General features: G+C 51.1%; 16 protein-coding genes and 1 other annotated feature. Of the genes, 10 read left to right on the top strand and 6 right to left on the bottom strand.

Annotated elements, in window-relative coordinates; all coding sequences use genetic code 11:
- Positions 1-23 precede the first annotated feature (23 nt).
- Positions 24-848 (bottom strand): SDR family oxidoreductase, encoded by an 825-nt coding sequence (locus ACWKXN_RS07960; protein ID WP_024908072.1) that lies wholly within the window; start codon positions 846-848, stop codon positions 24-26.
- Between the two features lie 175 nt (positions 849-1023).
- Between ACWKXN_RS07960 and hisL the strand changes: the two genes are divergently transcribed.
- The 9 genes from hisL (at position 1024) to hisIE (ending at position 8240) form a co-directional block, all read left to right on the top strand.
- Positions 1024-1074, top strand: coding sequence for a his operon leader peptide (gene hisL, locus ACWKXN_RS07955; protein ID WP_001364200.1), 51 nt, complete (start codon positions 1024-1026; stop codon positions 1072-1074).
- Positions 1050-1173, top strand: a sequence feature (His leader region). It overlaps the preceding gene by 25 nt.
- Positions 1174-1218: 45 nt before the next feature.
- Complete coding sequence (hisG, locus tag ACWKXN_RS07950) at positions 1219-2118, top strand: ATP phosphoribosyltransferase (RefSeq protein ID WP_028018500.1); 900 nt, start codon at positions 1219-1221, stop codon at positions 2116-2118.
- Positions 2119-2123: 5 nt separating this feature from the next.
- Entirely contained in the window at positions 2124-3428 is a 1305-nt protein-coding gene (gene hisD / locus ACWKXN_RS07945; protein WP_331395218.1) for a histidinol dehydrogenase, read from the top strand.
- Positions 3425-4486 (top strand): histidinol-phosphate transaminase, encoded by a 1062-nt coding sequence (gene hisC, locus ACWKXN_RS07940; protein WP_045356756.1) that lies wholly within the window; start codon positions 3425-3427, stop codon positions 4484-4486. Before hisD ends, hisC begins: the two co-directional genes overlap by 4 nt.
- Entirely contained in the window at positions 4483-5550 is a 1068-nt protein-coding gene (hisB, locus tag ACWKXN_RS07935) for a bifunctional histidinol-phosphatase/imidazoleglycerol-phosphate dehydratase HisB (protein ID WP_454543602.1), read from the top strand. The genes hisC and hisB overlap by 4 nt, the downstream gene beginning before the upstream one ends.
- Complete coding sequence (gene hisH / locus ACWKXN_RS07930; protein WP_032636077.1) at positions 5550-6140, top strand: imidazole glycerol phosphate synthase subunit HisH; 591 nt, start codon at positions 5550-5552, stop codon at positions 6138-6140. Before hisB ends, hisH begins: the two co-directional genes overlap by 1 nt.
- Entirely contained in the window at positions 6140-6877 is a 738-nt protein-coding gene (hisA, locus tag ACWKXN_RS07925) for a 1-(5-phosphoribosyl)-5-[(5-phosphoribosylamino)methylideneamino]imidazole-4-carboxamide isomerase (RefSeq protein WP_033145952.1), read from the top strand. Before hisH ends, hisA begins: the two co-directional genes overlap by 1 nt.
- Positions 6859-7635: an imidazole glycerol phosphate synthase subunit HisF gene (gene hisF / locus ACWKXN_RS07920; protein ID WP_023330862.1), complete on the top strand. Its 777-nt coding sequence runs from the start codon at positions 6859-6861 to the stop codon at positions 7633-7635. The genes hisA and hisF overlap by 19 nt, the downstream gene beginning before the upstream one ends.
- Positions 7629-8240 (top strand): bifunctional phosphoribosyl-AMP cyclohydrolase/phosphoribosyl-ATP diphosphatase HisIE, encoded by a 612-nt coding sequence (hisIE, locus tag ACWKXN_RS07915; protein WP_039263829.1) that lies wholly within the window; start codon positions 7629-7631, stop codon positions 8238-8240. Before hisF ends, hisIE begins: the two co-directional genes overlap by 7 nt.
- 40 nt (positions 8241-8280) lie before the next feature.
- Here hisIE and wzzB read toward each other — a convergent pair whose 3' ends face one another.
- The gene (wzzB, locus tag ACWKXN_RS07910; RefSeq protein ID WP_454543601.1) at positions 8281-9261 is read right to left on the bottom strand and encodes an LPS O-antigen chain length determinant protein WzzB; all 981 of its coding nucleotides are present in this window, start codon (positions 9259-9261) and stop codon (positions 8281-8283) included.
- Positions 9262-9453: 192 nt separating this feature from the next.
- Here wzzB and ACWKXN_RS07905 point away from each other — a divergent pair, with 192 nt between their 5' ends.
- Positions 9454-10458, top strand: coding sequence for an NAD-dependent epimerase (locus tag ACWKXN_RS07905; protein WP_454543600.1), 1005 nt, complete (start codon positions 9454-9456; stop codon positions 10456-10458).
- Positions 10459-10507: 49 nt separating this feature from the next.
- Here the strand turns inward: ACWKXN_RS07905 and ugd are convergent, their stop codons facing one another.
- The 4 genes from ugd to ACWKXN_RS07885 form a co-directional block, all read right to left on the bottom strand.
- Positions 10508-11674: a UDP-glucose 6-dehydrogenase gene (ugd, locus tag ACWKXN_RS07900; protein WP_033145958.1), complete on the bottom strand. Its 1167-nt coding sequence runs from the start codon at positions 11672-11674 to the stop codon at positions 10508-10510.
- Positions 11675-11900: 226 nt separating this feature from the next.
- Positions 11901-13307, bottom strand: coding sequence for an NADP-dependent phosphogluconate dehydrogenase (gene gndA, locus ACWKXN_RS07895; protein ID WP_028013772.1), 1407 nt, complete (start codon positions 13305-13307; stop codon positions 11901-11903).
- 188 nt (positions 13308-13495) lie between these two features.
- Positions 13496-15127, bottom strand: coding sequence for an LTA synthase family protein (locus tag ACWKXN_RS07890; protein ID WP_454543599.1), 1632 nt, complete (start codon positions 15125-15127; stop codon positions 13496-13498).
- 45 nt (positions 15128-15172) lie between these two features.
- Positions 15173-16234 (bottom strand): DUF1972 domain-containing protein, encoded by a 1062-nt coding sequence (locus ACWKXN_RS07885; RefSeq protein WP_407057552.1) that lies wholly within the window; start codon positions 16232-16234, stop codon positions 15173-15175.
- Positions 16235-16249 lie beyond the last annotated feature (15 nt).

Below are 16249 nucleotides of genomic sequence, written 5' to 3'. Positions count from 1 at the left end.
CGCGATCGTCTCCGCTGCGGGTCTTATTCCATGGGCATCACCAGCGGATCGGGATACTGATACTCAAACCCCAGCTCATGACAAATGCGATTGCCATCAACAATTTTGCCTTTGCTGTCATCCTTTGCCTCACCAAAAACCGGCGGAGCCAGGCCCAGCTGACGTGCCATCAGCGGGTAAAACGTGCTGCGTGCCGGATGAGAAGGTGCACATATATTATAGATGTGTCCACCTTTCGGAGCCTGTAAGAGTAGCTCAATCGCAGCAACAACATCGTCAAGATGAACAAGATTGACGACATGCTGGCCGTCTGGCGCAGACTTACCGGCAAAAAAGCGTCCCGGATGGCGGCCAGGGCCCACCAGCCCCGCCAGACGGACAATATCGACCTGCGTGCCGGGAAGATTATGCAGCCAGTCTTCCAGCTCTTTCAGAACCTGACCGCTCGCCGTCACGGGACGGCGCTCGGAACTCTCTTTCACCACGCCCTCAACTTCGCCATACACCGACGTCGAGCTGGTAAAAATGATGCGCGGAACATGGTGCGCCAGCGCGCTGTCGACGATCTCCTGCATCGCCTGCAGATAAAACGACTCGCCCGGGCCACTGCGCCGCGCGGGGAGCGTGATCACCAGCGCATCGACGTTCATCAGCGTGTCCAGATCGTCAGCATCACACACCAGCTCCGGTTCAAGGCGCAGCTCAACGCCATCAATACCGCACATGCGCGCTGCCTCTACCCCATCCGCCGTGGTTTTGCTCCCGGTCACCTGCCAGCCTTTCGCGGCTAATGACATCGCCAGCGGCATTCCCAGCCATCCTAAACCGACAATCGCGACCTTTTTCATGCGAATTCTCCTGACTCTCACTCGTCTTTTATAAGGCTACGCCAGCCCGGCAGAACACACAATTCATAGCATCAATATGAAATGAATTAATGATCAAAAAAAGCCCTTGCAATATGTCGTACAACTGGTTTAGGTTAAAAGACATCAAATGAATAAGCATTCATCGAGAATTTACATGACACGCGTTCAATTTAAACACCACCATCATCACCATCATCCTGACTAGTCTTTCAGGCGATGTGTGCTGGAAGACGTTTGGATCTTCCAGTGGTGCATGAACGCATGAAAAAGCCCCCGGAAGATCTTCTTCCGGGGGCTTTTTTTTGGACCGAATTCAGACAGGTTAAAACAGGTTAACGAGGAATAAAGAATGTTAGATAACTCACGCTTACGCATAGCTATTCAAAAATCAGGCCGTTTGAGTGACGATTCACGCGAACTGCTGGCCCGCTGCGGAATTAAAATTAACCTGCACACCCAGCGCCTGATTGCTCTGGCTGAAAACATGCCCATCGACATTCTGCGCGTGCGTGATGACGATATTCCCGGCCTGGTCATGGATGGCGTCGTTGACCTCGGCATTATCGGGGAAAACGTGCTGGAAGAAGAGCTGCTGACCCGCCGCGCTCAGGGCGAAGATCCGCGTTACTTTACCCTGCGTCGTCTGGACTTCGGCGGCTGCCGCCTGTCCCTGGCTACGCCGGTTGACGAAGCGTGGGACGGCCCGGCCGCGCTGAACGGCAAACGTATCGCCACCTCTTACCCTCACCTGTTAAAGCGTTATCTCGACCAGAAAGGGGTGCAGTTTAAATCCTGCCTGCTGAACGGCTCCGTTGAAGTGGCGCCGCGTGCGGGTCTGGCGGACGCCATCTGTGACCTCGTCTCTACCGGCGCGACGCTGGAAGCCAACGGTCTGCGCGAAGTGGAAGTGATCTACCGCTCTAAAGCGTGCCTGATTCAGCGCGACGGCGACATGGCCGACGCCAAGCAGCAGCTGATCGACAAGCTGCTGACCCGCATTCAGGGCGTGATTCAGGCGCGTGAGTCCAAATACATCATGATGCACGCCCCAACCGAGCGTCTGGATGAAGTGATTGCCCTGCTGCCGGGCGCTGAGCGCCCAACCATCCTGCCGCTGGCGGGCGATCAGCAGCGCGTGGCGATGCACATGGTGAGCAGCGAAACCCTGTTCTGGGAAACCATGGAAAAACTGAAGGCGCTGGGCGCAAGCTCCATCCTGGTGCTACCTATTGAGAAGATGATGGAGTAATGGCCATGAGCTTTAACACAATCATCGACTGGAATACCTGTAGCGACGCAGAGCAGCGCGAGCTGCTGATGCGCCCGGCGATTTCCGCCTCTGAGAGCATCTCACGCACCGTGGCGGAGATCCTGGATAACGTCAAAGCCCGTGGCGATGACGCGCTGCGTGAATACAGCGCGAAGTTTGACAAGACGGAAGTCGGTGCATTACAGGTTACCGAGCAGGAAATCATTGATGCCAGCAATCGTCTGGGTGACGACATCAAGCAGGCGATGGCCGTCGCGGTGAAAAACATTGATACCTTCCACACCGCGCAAAAGCTGCAGACCGTGGATGTCGAAACCCTGCCCGGCGTGCGTTGTCAGCAGGTCACGCGCCCGGTTGCATCCGTTGGCCTCTATATCCCTGGCGGCTCTGCCCCGCTTTTCTCCACCGTACTGATGCTGGCAACACCCGCGCGCATTGCCGGGTGTCAGAAAGTGGTGCTTTGCTCACCGCCACCAATTGCCGACGAGATCCTTTATGCGGCGAAGCTGTGCGGCGTGCAGGCGGTCTATAAAGTGGGCGGCGCGCAGGCGATTTCGGCCCTGGCGTTTGGCACAGAATCCATTCCGAAGGTCGACAAAATTTTTGGCCCGGGCAATGCGTACGTGACCGAAGCCAAGCGCCAGGTCAGCCAGCGTCTGGACGGCGCGGCCATCGATATGCCTGCCGGCCCGTCTGAGGTGCTGGTGATTGCCGACAGCGGCGCAACGCCGGACTTCGTGGCCTCCGACCTGCTTTCTCAGGCGGAACACGGCCCGGACTCGCAGGTCATCCTGCTGACGCCGGATGCCGATATGGCGAAACGCGTGGGCGAAGCCGTTGAGCGCCAGCTTGCCGACCTGCCCCGCGCCGACACGGCACGTCAGGCGCTAGCGGCCAGCCGCCTGATTGTGGCGCGCGACCTGGACCAGTGTATTACCATCTCCAACCAGTACGGCCCGGAGCACCTGATCATTCAGACCCGCAACGCGCGCGATCTGGTTGACAGCATTACCAGCGCGGGCTCGGTGTTCCTCGGCGACTGGTCACCGGAGTCCGCGGGCGATTACGCCTCCGGCACCAACCACGTGCTGCCCACGTATGGCTACACCTCAACCTGTTCGAGCCTGGGCCTGGCGGATTTCCAGAAACGCATGACCGTGCAGGAGCTCTCCCGCGAAGGGTTTGCGTCACTGGCGTCTACTATTGAAACCCTGGCTGCCGCCGAGCGGCTGACCGCCCACAAAAATGCCGTTACGCTGCGCGTTGCAGCCCTGAAGGAGCAAGCATGAACATTGAAGAGTTAGCCCGCGAAAATGTCCGTCGCCTGACGCCTTACCAGTCGGCGCGTCGTCTGGGCGGTAAAGGGGATGTCTGGCTGAACGCCAACGAATTCCCGACGGCGGTGCAGTTCGAACTGTCGCAGCAAACGCTGAACCGCTATCCGGAATGTCAGCCGAAAGCGGTGATTGAAAACTACGCGCAGTACGCGGGCGTGAAGCCGGAGCAGGTGCTGGTCAGCCGCGGCGCGGATGAGGGCATTGAACTGCTGATTCGCGCCTTCTGCGAGCCTGGCAAAGACGCGGTGATGTACTGCCAGCCTACCTACGGCATGTACAGCGTCAGCGCGGAAACCTTCGGCGTAGCGTGTCGCAACGTGCAGGCGCTGGAGAACTGGCAGCTGGATCTTCAGGGGATCGCCGACAATCTCGATGGGGTAAAAGTGGTGTTCGTCTGTAGCCCGAACAATCCGACCGGACAGATTATCAACCCGCAGGATATCCGCACCCTGCTGGAGATGACGCGCGGTAAAGCGCTGGTGGTTGCCGACGAAGCCTACATCGAGTTCTGCCCACAGGCGACGCTGGCAGGCTGGCTGGAAGAGTATCCGCACCTGGTGGTGCTGCGCACGCTGTCGAAAGCCTTTGCCCTTGCGGGTCTGCGCTGCGGCTTTACGCTGGCGAATAAAGAGGTCATCGACCTGCTGCTGAAAGTGATCGCCCCGTACCCGCTCTCAACGCCGGTTGCCGATATTGCGGCACAGGCGCTAACGCCTCAGGGGATCAACGCGATGCGCGAGCGCGTGGCGCAAATTCTGGAGGAACGTCAGTATCTGGTGACCGCCCTGAAGGATATCCCTTGCGTGGAGCAGGTATTCGACTCGGAAACTAACTACATCCTGGTGCGCTTCACCGCATCGAGTGCCGTATTTAAATCTTTATGGGATCAGGGCATTATCTTACGAGACCAGAATAAACAACCTTCTCTGAGCGGCTGCCTGCGCATTACCGTAGGCACCCATGCAGAGAGCCAGCGCGTGATTGACGCCCTGAAAGCGGAGAAAGTATGACCCAGAAGATCCTTTTCATCGATCGTGACGGCACCCTTATTTCGGAGCCACCAGCCGATTTTCAGGTCGACCGATTCGACAAGCTGGCTTTTGAACCGGACGTGATCCCGGTGCTGCTTAAGCTGCAAAAAGCAGGCTTTAAGCTGGTGATGATCACCAACCAGGATGGTCTGGGTACCGACAGCTTCCCGCAGGCGGACTTTGACGGCCCGCATAATCTGATGATGCAGGTGCTGACCTCTCAGGGCGTGGTATTTGATGAAGTGCTGATTTGCCCGCACATGCCGGCCGACGAGTGCGACTGCCGTAAGCCAAAGGTGAAGCTGGTAGAGCGCTACCTGGCTGAGGATGCGCTGGATAAAACCAACAGCTATGTCATCGGCGATCGCATCACCGATATTACTCTGGCGGAAAATATGGGCATCGCGGGGCTGCGCTACGACCGCAACAACCTGAACTGGGCGAAGATTGGCGAGCAGCTCACAAAACGCGACCGCTATTCCCACGTAGAGCGCAACACCAAAGAGACGCAGATTGATGTGAAGGTCTGGCTGGACCGTGAAGGCGGCAGCAAGATCCACACCGGCGTCGGTTTCTTCGATCACATGCTGGACCAGATTGCCACCCACGGCGGTTTCCGCATGGAAATTACGGTAAAAGGCGATCTCTACATAGACGATCACCACACCGTGGAAGATACCGGCCTGGCGCTGGGTGAAGCCCTGAAGCTGGCGCTCGGCGACAAGCGCGGCATTAACCGTTTCGGCTTTGTCCTGCCGATGGACGAGTGTCTGGCGCGCTGCGCGATGGACATCTCCGGCCGTCCGCACCTGGAATACAAAGCTGATTTCACCTACCAGCGCGTGGGCGAACTGAGCACCGAAATGGTGGAGCACTTCTTCCGCTCCTTGTCCTACACCATGGGCCTGACGCTGCACCTGAAGACCAAGGGCAAGAACGACCACCACCGCGTGGAGAGTCTCTTTAAAGCCTTTGGCCGTACCCTGCGCCAGGCAATTCGCGTGGAAGGTGACGCCCTACCTTCATCGAAAGGAGTGCTGTAATGAACGTGGTCATTCTGGATACCGGATGCGCCAACCTGAACTCCGTGAAATCGGCCATTGCGCGCCACGGCTATGAGCCGGTGGTAAGCCGTGACCCGGACGTGGTGCTGCGCGCCGACAAACTCTTTTTACCGGGCGTGGGCACCGCGCAGGCGGCGATGGATCAGATTCGCGAACGCGAGCTGGTCGACCTGATCAAAGCCTGTACCCAACCGGTACTGGGTATTTGTCTGGGCATGCAGATCCTGGGCCGCCGCAGCGAAGAGAGCAACGGCGTTGACCTGCTGGGCATTATTGATGAAGACGTGCCGAAAATGACCGATCGCGGCCTGCCTCTGCCGCATATGGGCTGGAACCGCGTTTACGCCAAAGCTGGCGACCGGCTGTTTCGCGGCATCGAAGACGGCGCGTATTTTTACTTCGTCCACAGCTACGCCATGCCGGTGAACGTGAATACGATCGCCCAGTGCACCTACGGCGAGGCGTTTACGGCGGCCGTACAGAAAGACAACTTCTTCGGCGTACAGTTTCACCCGGAGCGCTCTGGCGCCGCGGGCGCGCAGCTGCTGAAAAACTTCCTGGAGATGTGATGATTATTCCCGCGTTAGATTTAATTGACGGTACGGTTGTCCGTCTGCATCAGGGCGATTACGGCCAGCAGCGCGACTACGGAAACGACCCGCTGCCGCGTCTGCAGGATTATGCCGCCCAGGGTGCGCAGGTACTGCACCTGGTGGATTTGACGGGCGCGAAAGATCCGGCGAAACGCCAGATCCCGCTGCTAAAACAACTTGTTGCGGGCGTTGATGTGCCCGTCCAGGTCGGCGGCGGCGTGCGTACGGAAGATGACGTCGCGGCGCTGCTGGACGCTGGCGTGGCCCGCGTGGTGGTGGGCTCAACCGCCGTGAAAGATCCTGAGACTGTGAAAGGCTGGTTCCGCCGCTTTGGTGCCGATGCCCTGGTGCTGGCGCTGGACGTGCGTATTGACGAACAGGGGAATAAGCAGGTGGCCGTTAGCGGCTGGCAGGAAAACTCCGGTGTGACGCTTGAAGAGCTGGTCGATATCTACCTGCCCGTTGGCCTGAAGCACGTGTTGTGTACGGACATCTCACGCGACGGGACGCTGGCGGGCTCTAACGTCTCGCTGTATGAAGAGGTCTGTGCGCGTTATCCGCAGGTGGCGTTCCAGTCTTCGGGCGGTATCGGTGATATCGGTGACGTGGCCGCGCTGCGCGGTACCGGTGTGAAGGGTGTGATTGTGGGTCGGGCCCTGCTGGAAGGTAAATTTACTGTGACGGAGGCGATTCAATGCTGGCAAAACGGATAATCCCCTGCCTGGACGTACGCGATGGTCAGGTCGTGAAAGGCGTGCAGTTCCGCAACCACGAGATCATTGGAGACATCGTCCCGCTGGCAAAACGCTATGCCGATGAAGGCGCCGACGAGCTGGTCTTTTACGACATCACCGCCTCCAGCGATGGCCGCGTGGTCGATAAAAGCTGGGTGGCACGCGTGGCGGAAGTGATCGACATTCCGTTCTGCGTGGCGGGTGGGATTAAGTCCGCTGACGACGCGGCCAAAATTCTCTCGTTTGGCGCCGACAAGATTTCGATTAACTCCCCTGCCCTGGCCGACCCGGAGCTGATCACCCGCCTCGCCGATCGTTTTGGCGTGCAGTGTATTGTGGTTGGGATCGACACCTGGTATGACGCCGCAACGGGTAAGTACCACGTGAACCAGTACACCGGAGATGAAAGCCGCACGCGCGTGACGCAGTGGGAAACGCTCGACTGGGTGCAGGAAGTGCAGAAGCGTGGCGCGGGCGAAATTGTCCTCAACATGATGAACCAGGACGGCGTGCGTAACGGGTATGACCTCGAGCAGCTGAAAAAAGTCCGTGCGGTCTGCCACGTTCCGCTGATCGCCTCCGGCGGCGCGGGCACCATGGAACACTTTCTCGAAGCCTTCCGCGACGCCAACGTGGACGGCGCGCTGGCCGCGTCCGTATTCCACAAACAGATTATTAATATTGGTGAGTTAAAAACGTACCTGGCCGACCAGGGCGTGGAGATCAGGGTATGTTAACAGAGCAACAACAGGCGCAGCTGGACTGGGAAAAAACGGACGGGTTACTGCCGGTGGTTGTCCAGCATGCCGTCTCAGGCGAAGTGTTGATGCTGGGGTATATGAACCAGGACGCGCTGGCGAAAACAATCGACAGCGGCAAAGTGACCTTCTACTCGCGTACGAAACAGCGCCTGTGGACCAAAGGCGAGACCTCGGGTCATTTCCTGAATGCAGTGAGCATAACGCCTGACTGCGATAACGACACCCTGCTGGTGCTGGCAAACCCAATCGGCCCAACCTGCCATAAGGGCACCAGCAGCTGCTTTGGCGAGGCGAGCCACCAGTGGTTGTTCCTGTATCAACTGGAACAGCTGCTGGCAGAGCGTAAAACAGCGGATCCCGAGAGTTCCTATACCGCGAAACTGTACGCCAGCGGAACCAAGCGTATCGCACAGAAGGTAGGAGAAGAAGGCGTTGAGACGGCGCTGGCCGCAACCGTGCATGACCGCGAGGAACTGACGAATGAAGCGTCTGATTTGATGTATCACCTGCTGGTGCTACTGCAGGATCAGGAGCTGGATTTGACGGCGGTGATTGAGAATCTTCGCAAACGTCACAAATAAAAAAACCGGGGAATATCCCCGGTTTTTTTTAATCTGCAAATCAGACTTTTGGTTTGTAGTTGCGCAATGCGTGGCGGCCAAGCACCACCCCAGAACCAATCATTCCGCCCAGCAGCACGGCAAGAATCAGAACAATCACTTTTTTCGGGCTGTCACGTCGCACAGGGAGTTCCGGCTTCATGACATAACGATAAACGTGGATTGTATCCGGGTTTACATTGAGATTCTGGATGTCCAGCAGATTTCGTTTGGTCTGATAATATGCTCTTGGGAAGACCAAAGGGAGAGAAGCTTCGTTGTCAATCATTGATTTCAGCCCCTCACTTCCCAGCAGGAACATCGTTTCCTGAGTCACTTCCTGGGTTTGCTGCAACTGAGGCGAGGTAATTTTCGCCGCTTCAGCGTTCTTCAGTGCCTCAGCAATCTGTTTGATACGCAGATCTTTTTGCTCCTGAGCGACCTTCTCCTGGTTTTGAAGGGAATCATTCAGGGTTTTTATCTGCTCTTTAATATTGTCATTAAGGTCAACGGCAAGCTCTTTCGCCGTTTGCTCATCTACCTGCTGAATGTACTGCGCTAGCTGCTTTTGCGCGGCTTCTGCCGATGTACTGGTATATGATACAATTAACGGGAGCGGCTGATCTTTAACCTTGGGCTCAATCGTCAGTTTTTCAGGCTCAGCCTGATTTTCAAGCGCCTGTGACAATGCTGAGAATGAGGCGCTAAAACGGCCGATAGCGCGCGTTTGGTTGTCAGTCATTGTAGGTGCGGCGGTACCGTACAGAATATTCAACGCATTAGAATAGGTGGCAATCTGAGCTGCGTCAGGTTGTGCAATGATTGCACTAGAGGTCCACTTTTCTTTAGCAACGGATAAATATCCAATTGCCAGGGCGATACAAACAACAACAAAGGCGGCTATCACCCACTTCCCACGCCACAGCTGCAGCATTAAATCAAGTAAATCAATTTGTTCCGGGTCATTGCCTCGGCTGACCTGGCTATTGTTATTTTGCGTCATACAATCCCTAACTGATAAAAAAAGGGCAAACATAATTTTGTTTGTATAGTTTATCCATTACTGGCGATTTTTCTATAAGAATCCGATGAGTAATATCGGAAAGATGGGTTATGTAACTTACACCCTTCGCGCTATCATAGACGCCATGTGATGCGTTACGGCATCTATAGAATAGGGTTTATGAGGGAAGCTATGAAATTTTTAGTCACGGGCGCTGCAGGTTTTATCGGTGCGAATGTCAGTAAACGCCTCCTTGAGGCTGGTCATCAGGTTGTTGGTATCGATAACCTCAATGAATACTACGATGTCAACCTGAAGCTGGCGCGCCTGGAACTGTTAAAATCTGAGAGTTTCACCTTCCACAAGCTGGAATTAGCTGACCGGGAAGATATGGCCACGCTTTTCGCCAGTGAGAAGTTTGATCGTGTGATTCATCTGGCCGCGCAGGCGGGTGTACGCTACTCTCTTGAAAACCCTCACGCGTATGCAGATGCCAACCTTATCGGCCATCTCAACGTGCTGGAAGGCTGCCGCCATAATAACGTGCAGCATCTGCTTTATGCCTCGTCCAGCTCCGTATACGGCCTCAACCGCAAGATGCCCTTCTCCACTGACGATTCCGTGGATCACCCGGTCTCACTCTATGCCGCGACCAAAAAAGCCAATGAGCTGATGTCGCACACCTATTCGCATCTGTACAACTTGCCGACCACCGGCCTGCGCTTCTTCACCGTGTACGGTCCGTGGGGACGTCCGGACATGGCGCTATTTAAGTTTACTAAGGCGATCATTGAAGGCAAAAGCATCGATGTCTATAACTACGGTAAAATGAAGCGCGACTTCACGTACATTGATGACATCGCTGAAGCAATTATTCGTCTGCAGGATGTTATTCCTCAGTCAGACACAAACTGGACCGTTGAGACCGGCTCCCCGGCGACCAGCTCCGCGCCGTATCGCGTTTACAACATTGGTAACAGCTCGCCGGTCGAACTTATGGACTACATTACCGCCCTGGAAGACGCGCTGGGTACAAAAGCAGAGAAAAACATGCTGCCTCTCCAGCCAGGGGATGTTCTGGAGACCAGTGCCGATACCCAGGCTCTTTATGAGGTGATCGGATTTAAACCGCAAACCTCGGTTAAGGATGGAGTGAAAAACTTCGTTAACTGGTACCGCGAGTTTTACAAAGTCTGAAAATAAAAAACCCGGCTTATCCGCCGGGTTTTTTTATGGAGCAAGAGAATTAGTCGCTACCGAATAGATCTCGGGTATAGACTTTGTCCGCTACGTCAGCCAGTTCTTCAGCCATGCGGTTTGAAATGATGACATCGGCTTCTTTCTTGAATGCATCCAGGTCGCGGATCACTCGAGAATTGAAGAACTGATCGTCCGGCATGGCAGGCTCATAGATAACAACCTCAACCCCTTTCGCCTTAATGCGCTTCATGATCCCCTGAATGGAAGAGGCGCGGAAATTATCGGAGCCACTCTTCATGATCAGACGGTATACGCCGACCACTTTCGGTTGACGCGCAAGGATGGAATCGGAGATGAAATCTTTACGTGTACGGTTAGCGTCAACAATCGCCGAAATGAGGTTGTTCGGCACAGCCTGATAGTTTGCCAGCAATTGTTTAGTATCTTTTGGCAGGCAATAGCCGCCGTAGCCAAATGACGGGTTGTTGTAGTGGTTGCCAATACGCGGGTCGAGACACACACCTTCAATAATCTGGCGGGTATTCAGGCCAAGACTCTCTGCATAGCTGTCCAGCTCATTGAAATAAGCCACTCGCATTGCCAGGTAGGTATTCGCGAAGAGCTTAATCGCCTCAGCTTCGGTGGAGTCTGTGAACAGCACCTGAATATCTTTCTTCACTGCGCCTTCCTGAAGCAGCGCAGCAAAGCGTTCAGCGCGCTCTGAACGTTCGCCAATGACGATACGCGAAGGATGCAGGTTATCGTAAAGCGCTCTCCCCTCACGCAGGAATTCAGGCGAGAAGAAGATATTATCAATACCGAACTTTTCTTTAATAGATTTGGTAAACCCAACAGGAATGGTCGATTTAATAACCATCACCGCATCAGGGTTGATCGCGATAACGTCCTTGATCACCGCCTCTACAGTTGAGGTGTTGAAGTAATTGGTTTTAGGATCGTAGTCAGTAGGCGTCGCAATGATGACGTAATCAGCATCGCGGTATGCATCTTCTTTATCTGTCGTGGCGCGGAAATTCAGCGATTTATTGCTGAGATAGTCCTGAATTTCTTTATCCACAATCGGCGATTTTTTCTGATTGAGCATATCCACTTTGGCCTGCACGATATCCAGCGCAACCACTTCATGATTCTGGGCAATCAGAATGCCGTTAGAAAGACCGACATACCCTGTTCCGGAGATTGTTATTTTCATTCGCTAATGACTTCTGTGAGTTAACTGTACTGATGGCCGCCAGACCATCGCGATAAACATAACTGTTGGGCTTTGTACCTCCTGGCAAACTGAACTGTCAAGGCAAACCAGGAGTAATCACTACGAGCGGGGCGAGATTCAGACTACTTCGAATAACAGGCGACACTTTTTGCATAAAAAAACCCGGAGACATGCTCCGGGTTTTGATTACAGCGAGTAAGTTAACTTATTCCATCCATTCGGTATGGAACACGCCTTCTTTATCGGTACGTTTGTAAGTATGCGCACCGAAGTAGTCACGCTGTGCCTGAATCAGGTTAGCTGGCAGCACAGCAGCACGGTAGCTGTCATAGTAGGCTACTGCAGCAGAGAAGGTCGGAACCGGGATACCGTTCTGGACAGCGTAGGCAACCACGTCACGCAGCGCCTGCTGATATTCATCCGCAATTTTCTTGAAGTACGGTGCCAGCAGCAGGTTGGCGATACCGGCGTTTTCAGCATAGGCATCGGTGATTTTCTGCAGGAACTGCGCACGAATGATGCAACCCGCGCGGAAGATCTTCGCGATCTCACCGTAGTTCAGATCCCAGTTGTTCTCGTCTGACGCCGCACGCAGCTGAGAGAAGCCCTGGGCGTAAGAAACGATTTTACCCAGGTACAGTGCACGACGCACTTTTTCAACGAATTCGGCTTTATCACCCGCTGGTTTAGCCTGCGGACCAGACAGCACTTTAGATGCCGCGACGCGCTGCTCTTTCAGGGAAGAGATGTAACGCGCGAAGACGGATTCGGTGATCAGAGACAGCGGTTCGCCCAGATCCAGAGAGCTCTGGCTGGTCCATTTACCGGTACCTTTGTTCGCAGCTTCATCCAGAATCACATCAACCAGGTATTTACCCTCTTCATCTTTCTTCGTGAAGATATCTTTGGTGATGTCGATCAGATAGCTGTTCAGCTCGCCTTTGTTCCACTCGGTGAAAGTTTCCGCGAGTTCTTCATTGGAAAGGTTCAGACCGCCTTTCAGCAGGGAATAAGCCTCAGCAATCAGCTGCATGTCGCCGTATTCGATGCCGTTATGAACCATCTTCACATAGTGACCTGCACCGTCCGGACCGATGTAGGTCACACACGGCTCGCCATCTTCGGCAACGGCAGCGATTTTAGTCAGAATAGGAGCAACCAGTTCGTATGCTTCTTTCTGGCCACCAGGCATGATGGATGGGCCCTTCAGTGCGCCCTCTTCACCACCAGATACACCGGTACCGATGAAGTTAAAGCCTTCAGCAGACAGCTCACGGTTACGACGAATGGTGTCCTGGAAGAAGGTGTTACCGCCATCAATGATGATGTCACCTTTTTCGAGGTAAGGCTTCAGGGAGTCGATAGCTGCATCGGTACCTGCGCCTGCTTTCACCATTAACAGGATACGACGAGGCGTTTCCAGAGATTCAACGAACTCTTTCACCGTATAGAAAGGAACCAGTTTCTTGCCTGGGTTCTCGGCAATCACTTCTTCGGTCTTATCACGGGAGCGGTTGAAAACGGAGACGGTATAACCACGGCTTTCGATGTTGAGCGCCAGGTTGCGCCCCATCACTGCCATACCGACAACGCCGATCTGTTGCTTGGACATTACATACTCCTGTCAGGTGTGGTCACCACGGCTTATGCGCGGCTTGAAATGTGACTTTGATGTTAACTCAGGTTAGCGCTGATGAATAGTAATTCATAATTCTGAATTTAATTATGACACGTTTTGCATACGTAACGGTTATACTTTAGGCCGACCGTTTAAGAAACAATCAAAACTGCATAATTATGTTACCCGCTAATGTTGTAGAATCTTTTTATTTCTGATTTGACAGGTCCGACATCCGTTAAGGGCAATAAAGTAACCCCATTACCGTCACCAGTAATAAAATAGTCATCTCCAATTGCTGAGGATTTTGATAATGGGCTACTACATCCTTTATCAATTAACGAACAACCCAGAAAATAATTCATCGAATACTTCACCCCGAGCATTTGCAATATTGTCGGTGCGAGACTGAGTGAATTCATTCCATGGGCATTTATTACCTGATGCTTAACACCCTTACCAATAAGTATAAATGGAATTTTATTTACGAAATAAGTAGCCTTGCTGTTAAAACTTTTTTTATATTCTGGCGATGGATATGTTGCATGATCGGCTGTTATAATTAAAATACTATTTTTATAGTATTTACTTTTTTTGAAATACTCAACAAAATGGCCCAACTGCTGATCAAAATTATAGAATTTGTTATAATATGGATTAGTCCCATCGCCATATTTTACATTTGGACTATCCTGCCCATGATGTGTTCCTGATGGGTAAACTCCAATGAAGAAAGGTTGTTCGCCTTGTGGAGTGGCGTTCAAAAAGTCACGAAGTGCATTAAATGTTTGTTTATCCGTCATGCGGTCATGCTGATAACCAACGAAATTCCCCATACCCATAACATTATCAAAATTTAATGTTTTAAGCATTGTATTCAACGGGCTATCTTTATGCGTAGATGCAATAAAATAATTTTTATAGCCCTCCGCCCTAAGTATTTCAGGTAGCGTAACTTGACGATTGAGATATATATCATTTATATCATGAGAAGATAACTGGTCGATACCAGTACCTTCATTTGTAACGCCATCGCGATATTGATATCCTGAAGTAAGTTGCCCACGCAGACCACGAAATGTCGCAGCCGTGTGATTATAATAGTTAATAAATGAAGTCCCTTCCTTTATATAATTGTCAATATTAGGTGTAACTGAGAAATCTCGGCCATTTTCACGACCAATTATTTCCTGAGACATACCCTCAGTAAAAATGACAATAACATTACGCTTCTTAAAATCAAAATCACCGTTACTTTCATTATTGTAAATAGTATTCTTTAGAAATTCCTTCCCTGAGTCAGCAATTTTGATATTTGGTTTAAAGGTGGCTTGCATATAAAAAAGCTTGCTTGTTACATAAAGCTCATGTAATGGTCCACGAGTAAAAAATAACAAAATAATGCCAATGAAAAATATTACTACCTGTTTATTATTTTTTACTGGAACTGTTCTCCCAGGAAAAACTAAGAACGATAGCAACACATAAAATATAAAAATAGTAGCGGTTTTAATGAATGAAGTCATCCCCAACGCTGCGAACTCTGCAGCGTTTGATAAAGCCAAGGGAACAAGATATTGCCCTGTTGAGAATAGTGATGCTGTTTGAATACCTAAAATACAAAAATACAAAACCCAGATAAATCTTCTCAATAAATACTGTGATAAAAAAAAGAGAGTAAATAAAACTATAACAAATTCAAGTAAAAAACTTAGTATCAGGTCTGCTCTCTCACATAAATACATAACAGTTGATTGCAGTAACATAATACTAACGAAGATAGTAAAAAAATTTTTACGATTAAACTTAGGCAATTTCTTTCACCAGGAATAATTAATGTGATTTTATAAGGGAGCGATTTAATAAAGAGCCTCATACATAGAAGCGATATGTTCCCAGTGATACATATCATCAGCATATTTTTTTAAATCATTGACGCGACAGGCAAGCTCCCCAGAATGCAGTTTTTCTGTTAATGTGCTAAGTTGCTCAGAATTACGAAAATAGTGTGCTAACTCATTAGTTGTATAGCGATTAAAATCACAATCATAGGCAAATACTGGAATTGAGAAATGCATCGCTTCAACTAATGAAGGATTTGTTCCTCCAGCCGAGTGTCCGTGAATGTATGCAAGACAATTCTTTCTCAACTTATAAAGCTCATTAATATTATAGTTGGGATCAAGAAGTATTATATTTGAATAGGCAGCGTATTGCGCCTTAAGTTTGCGTCCGTAATCACTGTTATCCCAGTTCCCCATAAACTTAAGAACTAGAGATGTGTTTATAAAGGCGTTAAGAATCATTTCTATATTATTTTCAGGCTCTATCCTACAAAGCCCCAAATAGTAATTTTCTGATTGTATCTCTTTATTTATTGGTGTACTCAAATTAACCGCATGGTCACCACCGTACGCAATGACTTCACTCTTTTTGTTGTACTCATTTTCTACATAATTAGCAATGGCTTGGTTATCAGAAATAACCACATCAGCTATGTTGACTGAGACTTGCTCAGATTTTTTTAGAAATTTCTTAGCGAATTTACTCCATTTATTCCTTCTCCATTCCAACCCATCTATATTCACAATGATTTTCGATTTTGAGAAGACTTTATAGACTGGTAAAAATAAACAACCTGAAACGCCTAATATTAATGTAACATCCGGTTTTTTTACTAGACAGACGATCAAGCATAATACATCATATATTATGCTGGAAGCTCCATTGGCATTAACAGGCAAATAGATTAATTCAGCATTTTTATAATGACTTAATTTATCATGATATTTTTTTGAGGAACAGAAGATCTGATATTGTACTTTGTCTGACTGATAATCTACTAAATTTTGTACCAGCGACTCGAACCCACCATAACATGCGGGTACACCTACTGTGCCAACAACAGCGACCTTCTTCATTTTACTTGCATCCAT

This window comes from Enterobacter sp. UPMP2060, from assembly GCF_053709655.1.
The sequence above is the reverse complement of the archived record's forward strand: the minus strand, read 5'-3'. Positions and strand labels throughout refer to the sequence as shown.

Coding starts and splice junctions, on each gene's coding strand:
- ACWKXN_RS07960 (WP_024908072.1), bottom strand. CDS start 848: ATGAAAAAGGTCGCGATTGTCGGTTTAGGATGGCTGGGAATGCCGCTG.
- hisG (WP_028018500.1), top strand. CDS start 1,219: ATGTTAGATAACTCACGCTTACGCATAGCTATTCAAAAATCAGGCCGT.
- hisD (WP_331395218.1), top strand. CDS start 2,124: ATGAGCTTTAACACAATCATCGACTGGAATACCTGTAGCGACGCAGAG.
- hisC (WP_045356756.1), top strand. CDS start 3,425: ATGAACATTGAAGAGTTAGCCCGCGAAAATGTCCGTCGCCTGACGCCT.
- hisB (WP_454543602.1), top strand. CDS start 4,483: ATGACCCAGAAGATCCTTTTCATCGATCGTGACGGCACCCTTATTTCG.
- hisH (WP_032636077.1), top strand. CDS start 5,550: ATGAACGTGGTCATTCTGGATACCGGATGCGCCAACCTGAACTCCGTG.
- hisA (WP_033145952.1), top strand. CDS start 6,140: ATGATTATTCCCGCGTTAGATTTAATTGACGGTACGGTTGTCCGTCTG.
- hisF (WP_023330862.1), top strand. CDS start 6,859: ATGCTGGCAAAACGGATAATCCCCTGCCTGGACGTACGCGATGGTCAG.
- hisIE (WP_039263829.1), top strand. CDS start 7,629: ATGTTAACAGAGCAACAACAGGCGCAGCTGGACTGGGAAAAAACGGAC.
- wzzB (WP_454543601.1), bottom strand. CDS start 9,261: ATGACGCAAAATAACAATAGCCAGGTCAGCCGAGGCAATGACCCGGAA.
- ACWKXN_RS07905 (WP_454543600.1), top strand. CDS start 9,454: ATGAAATTTTTAGTCACGGGCGCTGCAGGTTTTATCGGTGCGAATGTC.
- ugd (WP_033145958.1), bottom strand. CDS start 11,674: ATGAAAATAACAATCTCCGGAACAGGGTATGTCGGTCTTTCTAACGGC.
- gndA (WP_028013772.1), bottom strand. CDS start 13,307: ATGTCCAAGCAACAGATCGGCGTTGTCGGTATGGCAGTGATGGGGCGC.
- ACWKXN_RS07885 (WP_407057552.1), bottom strand. CDS start 16,234: ATGAAGAAGGTCGCTGTTGTTGGCACAGTAGGTGTACCCGCATGTTAT.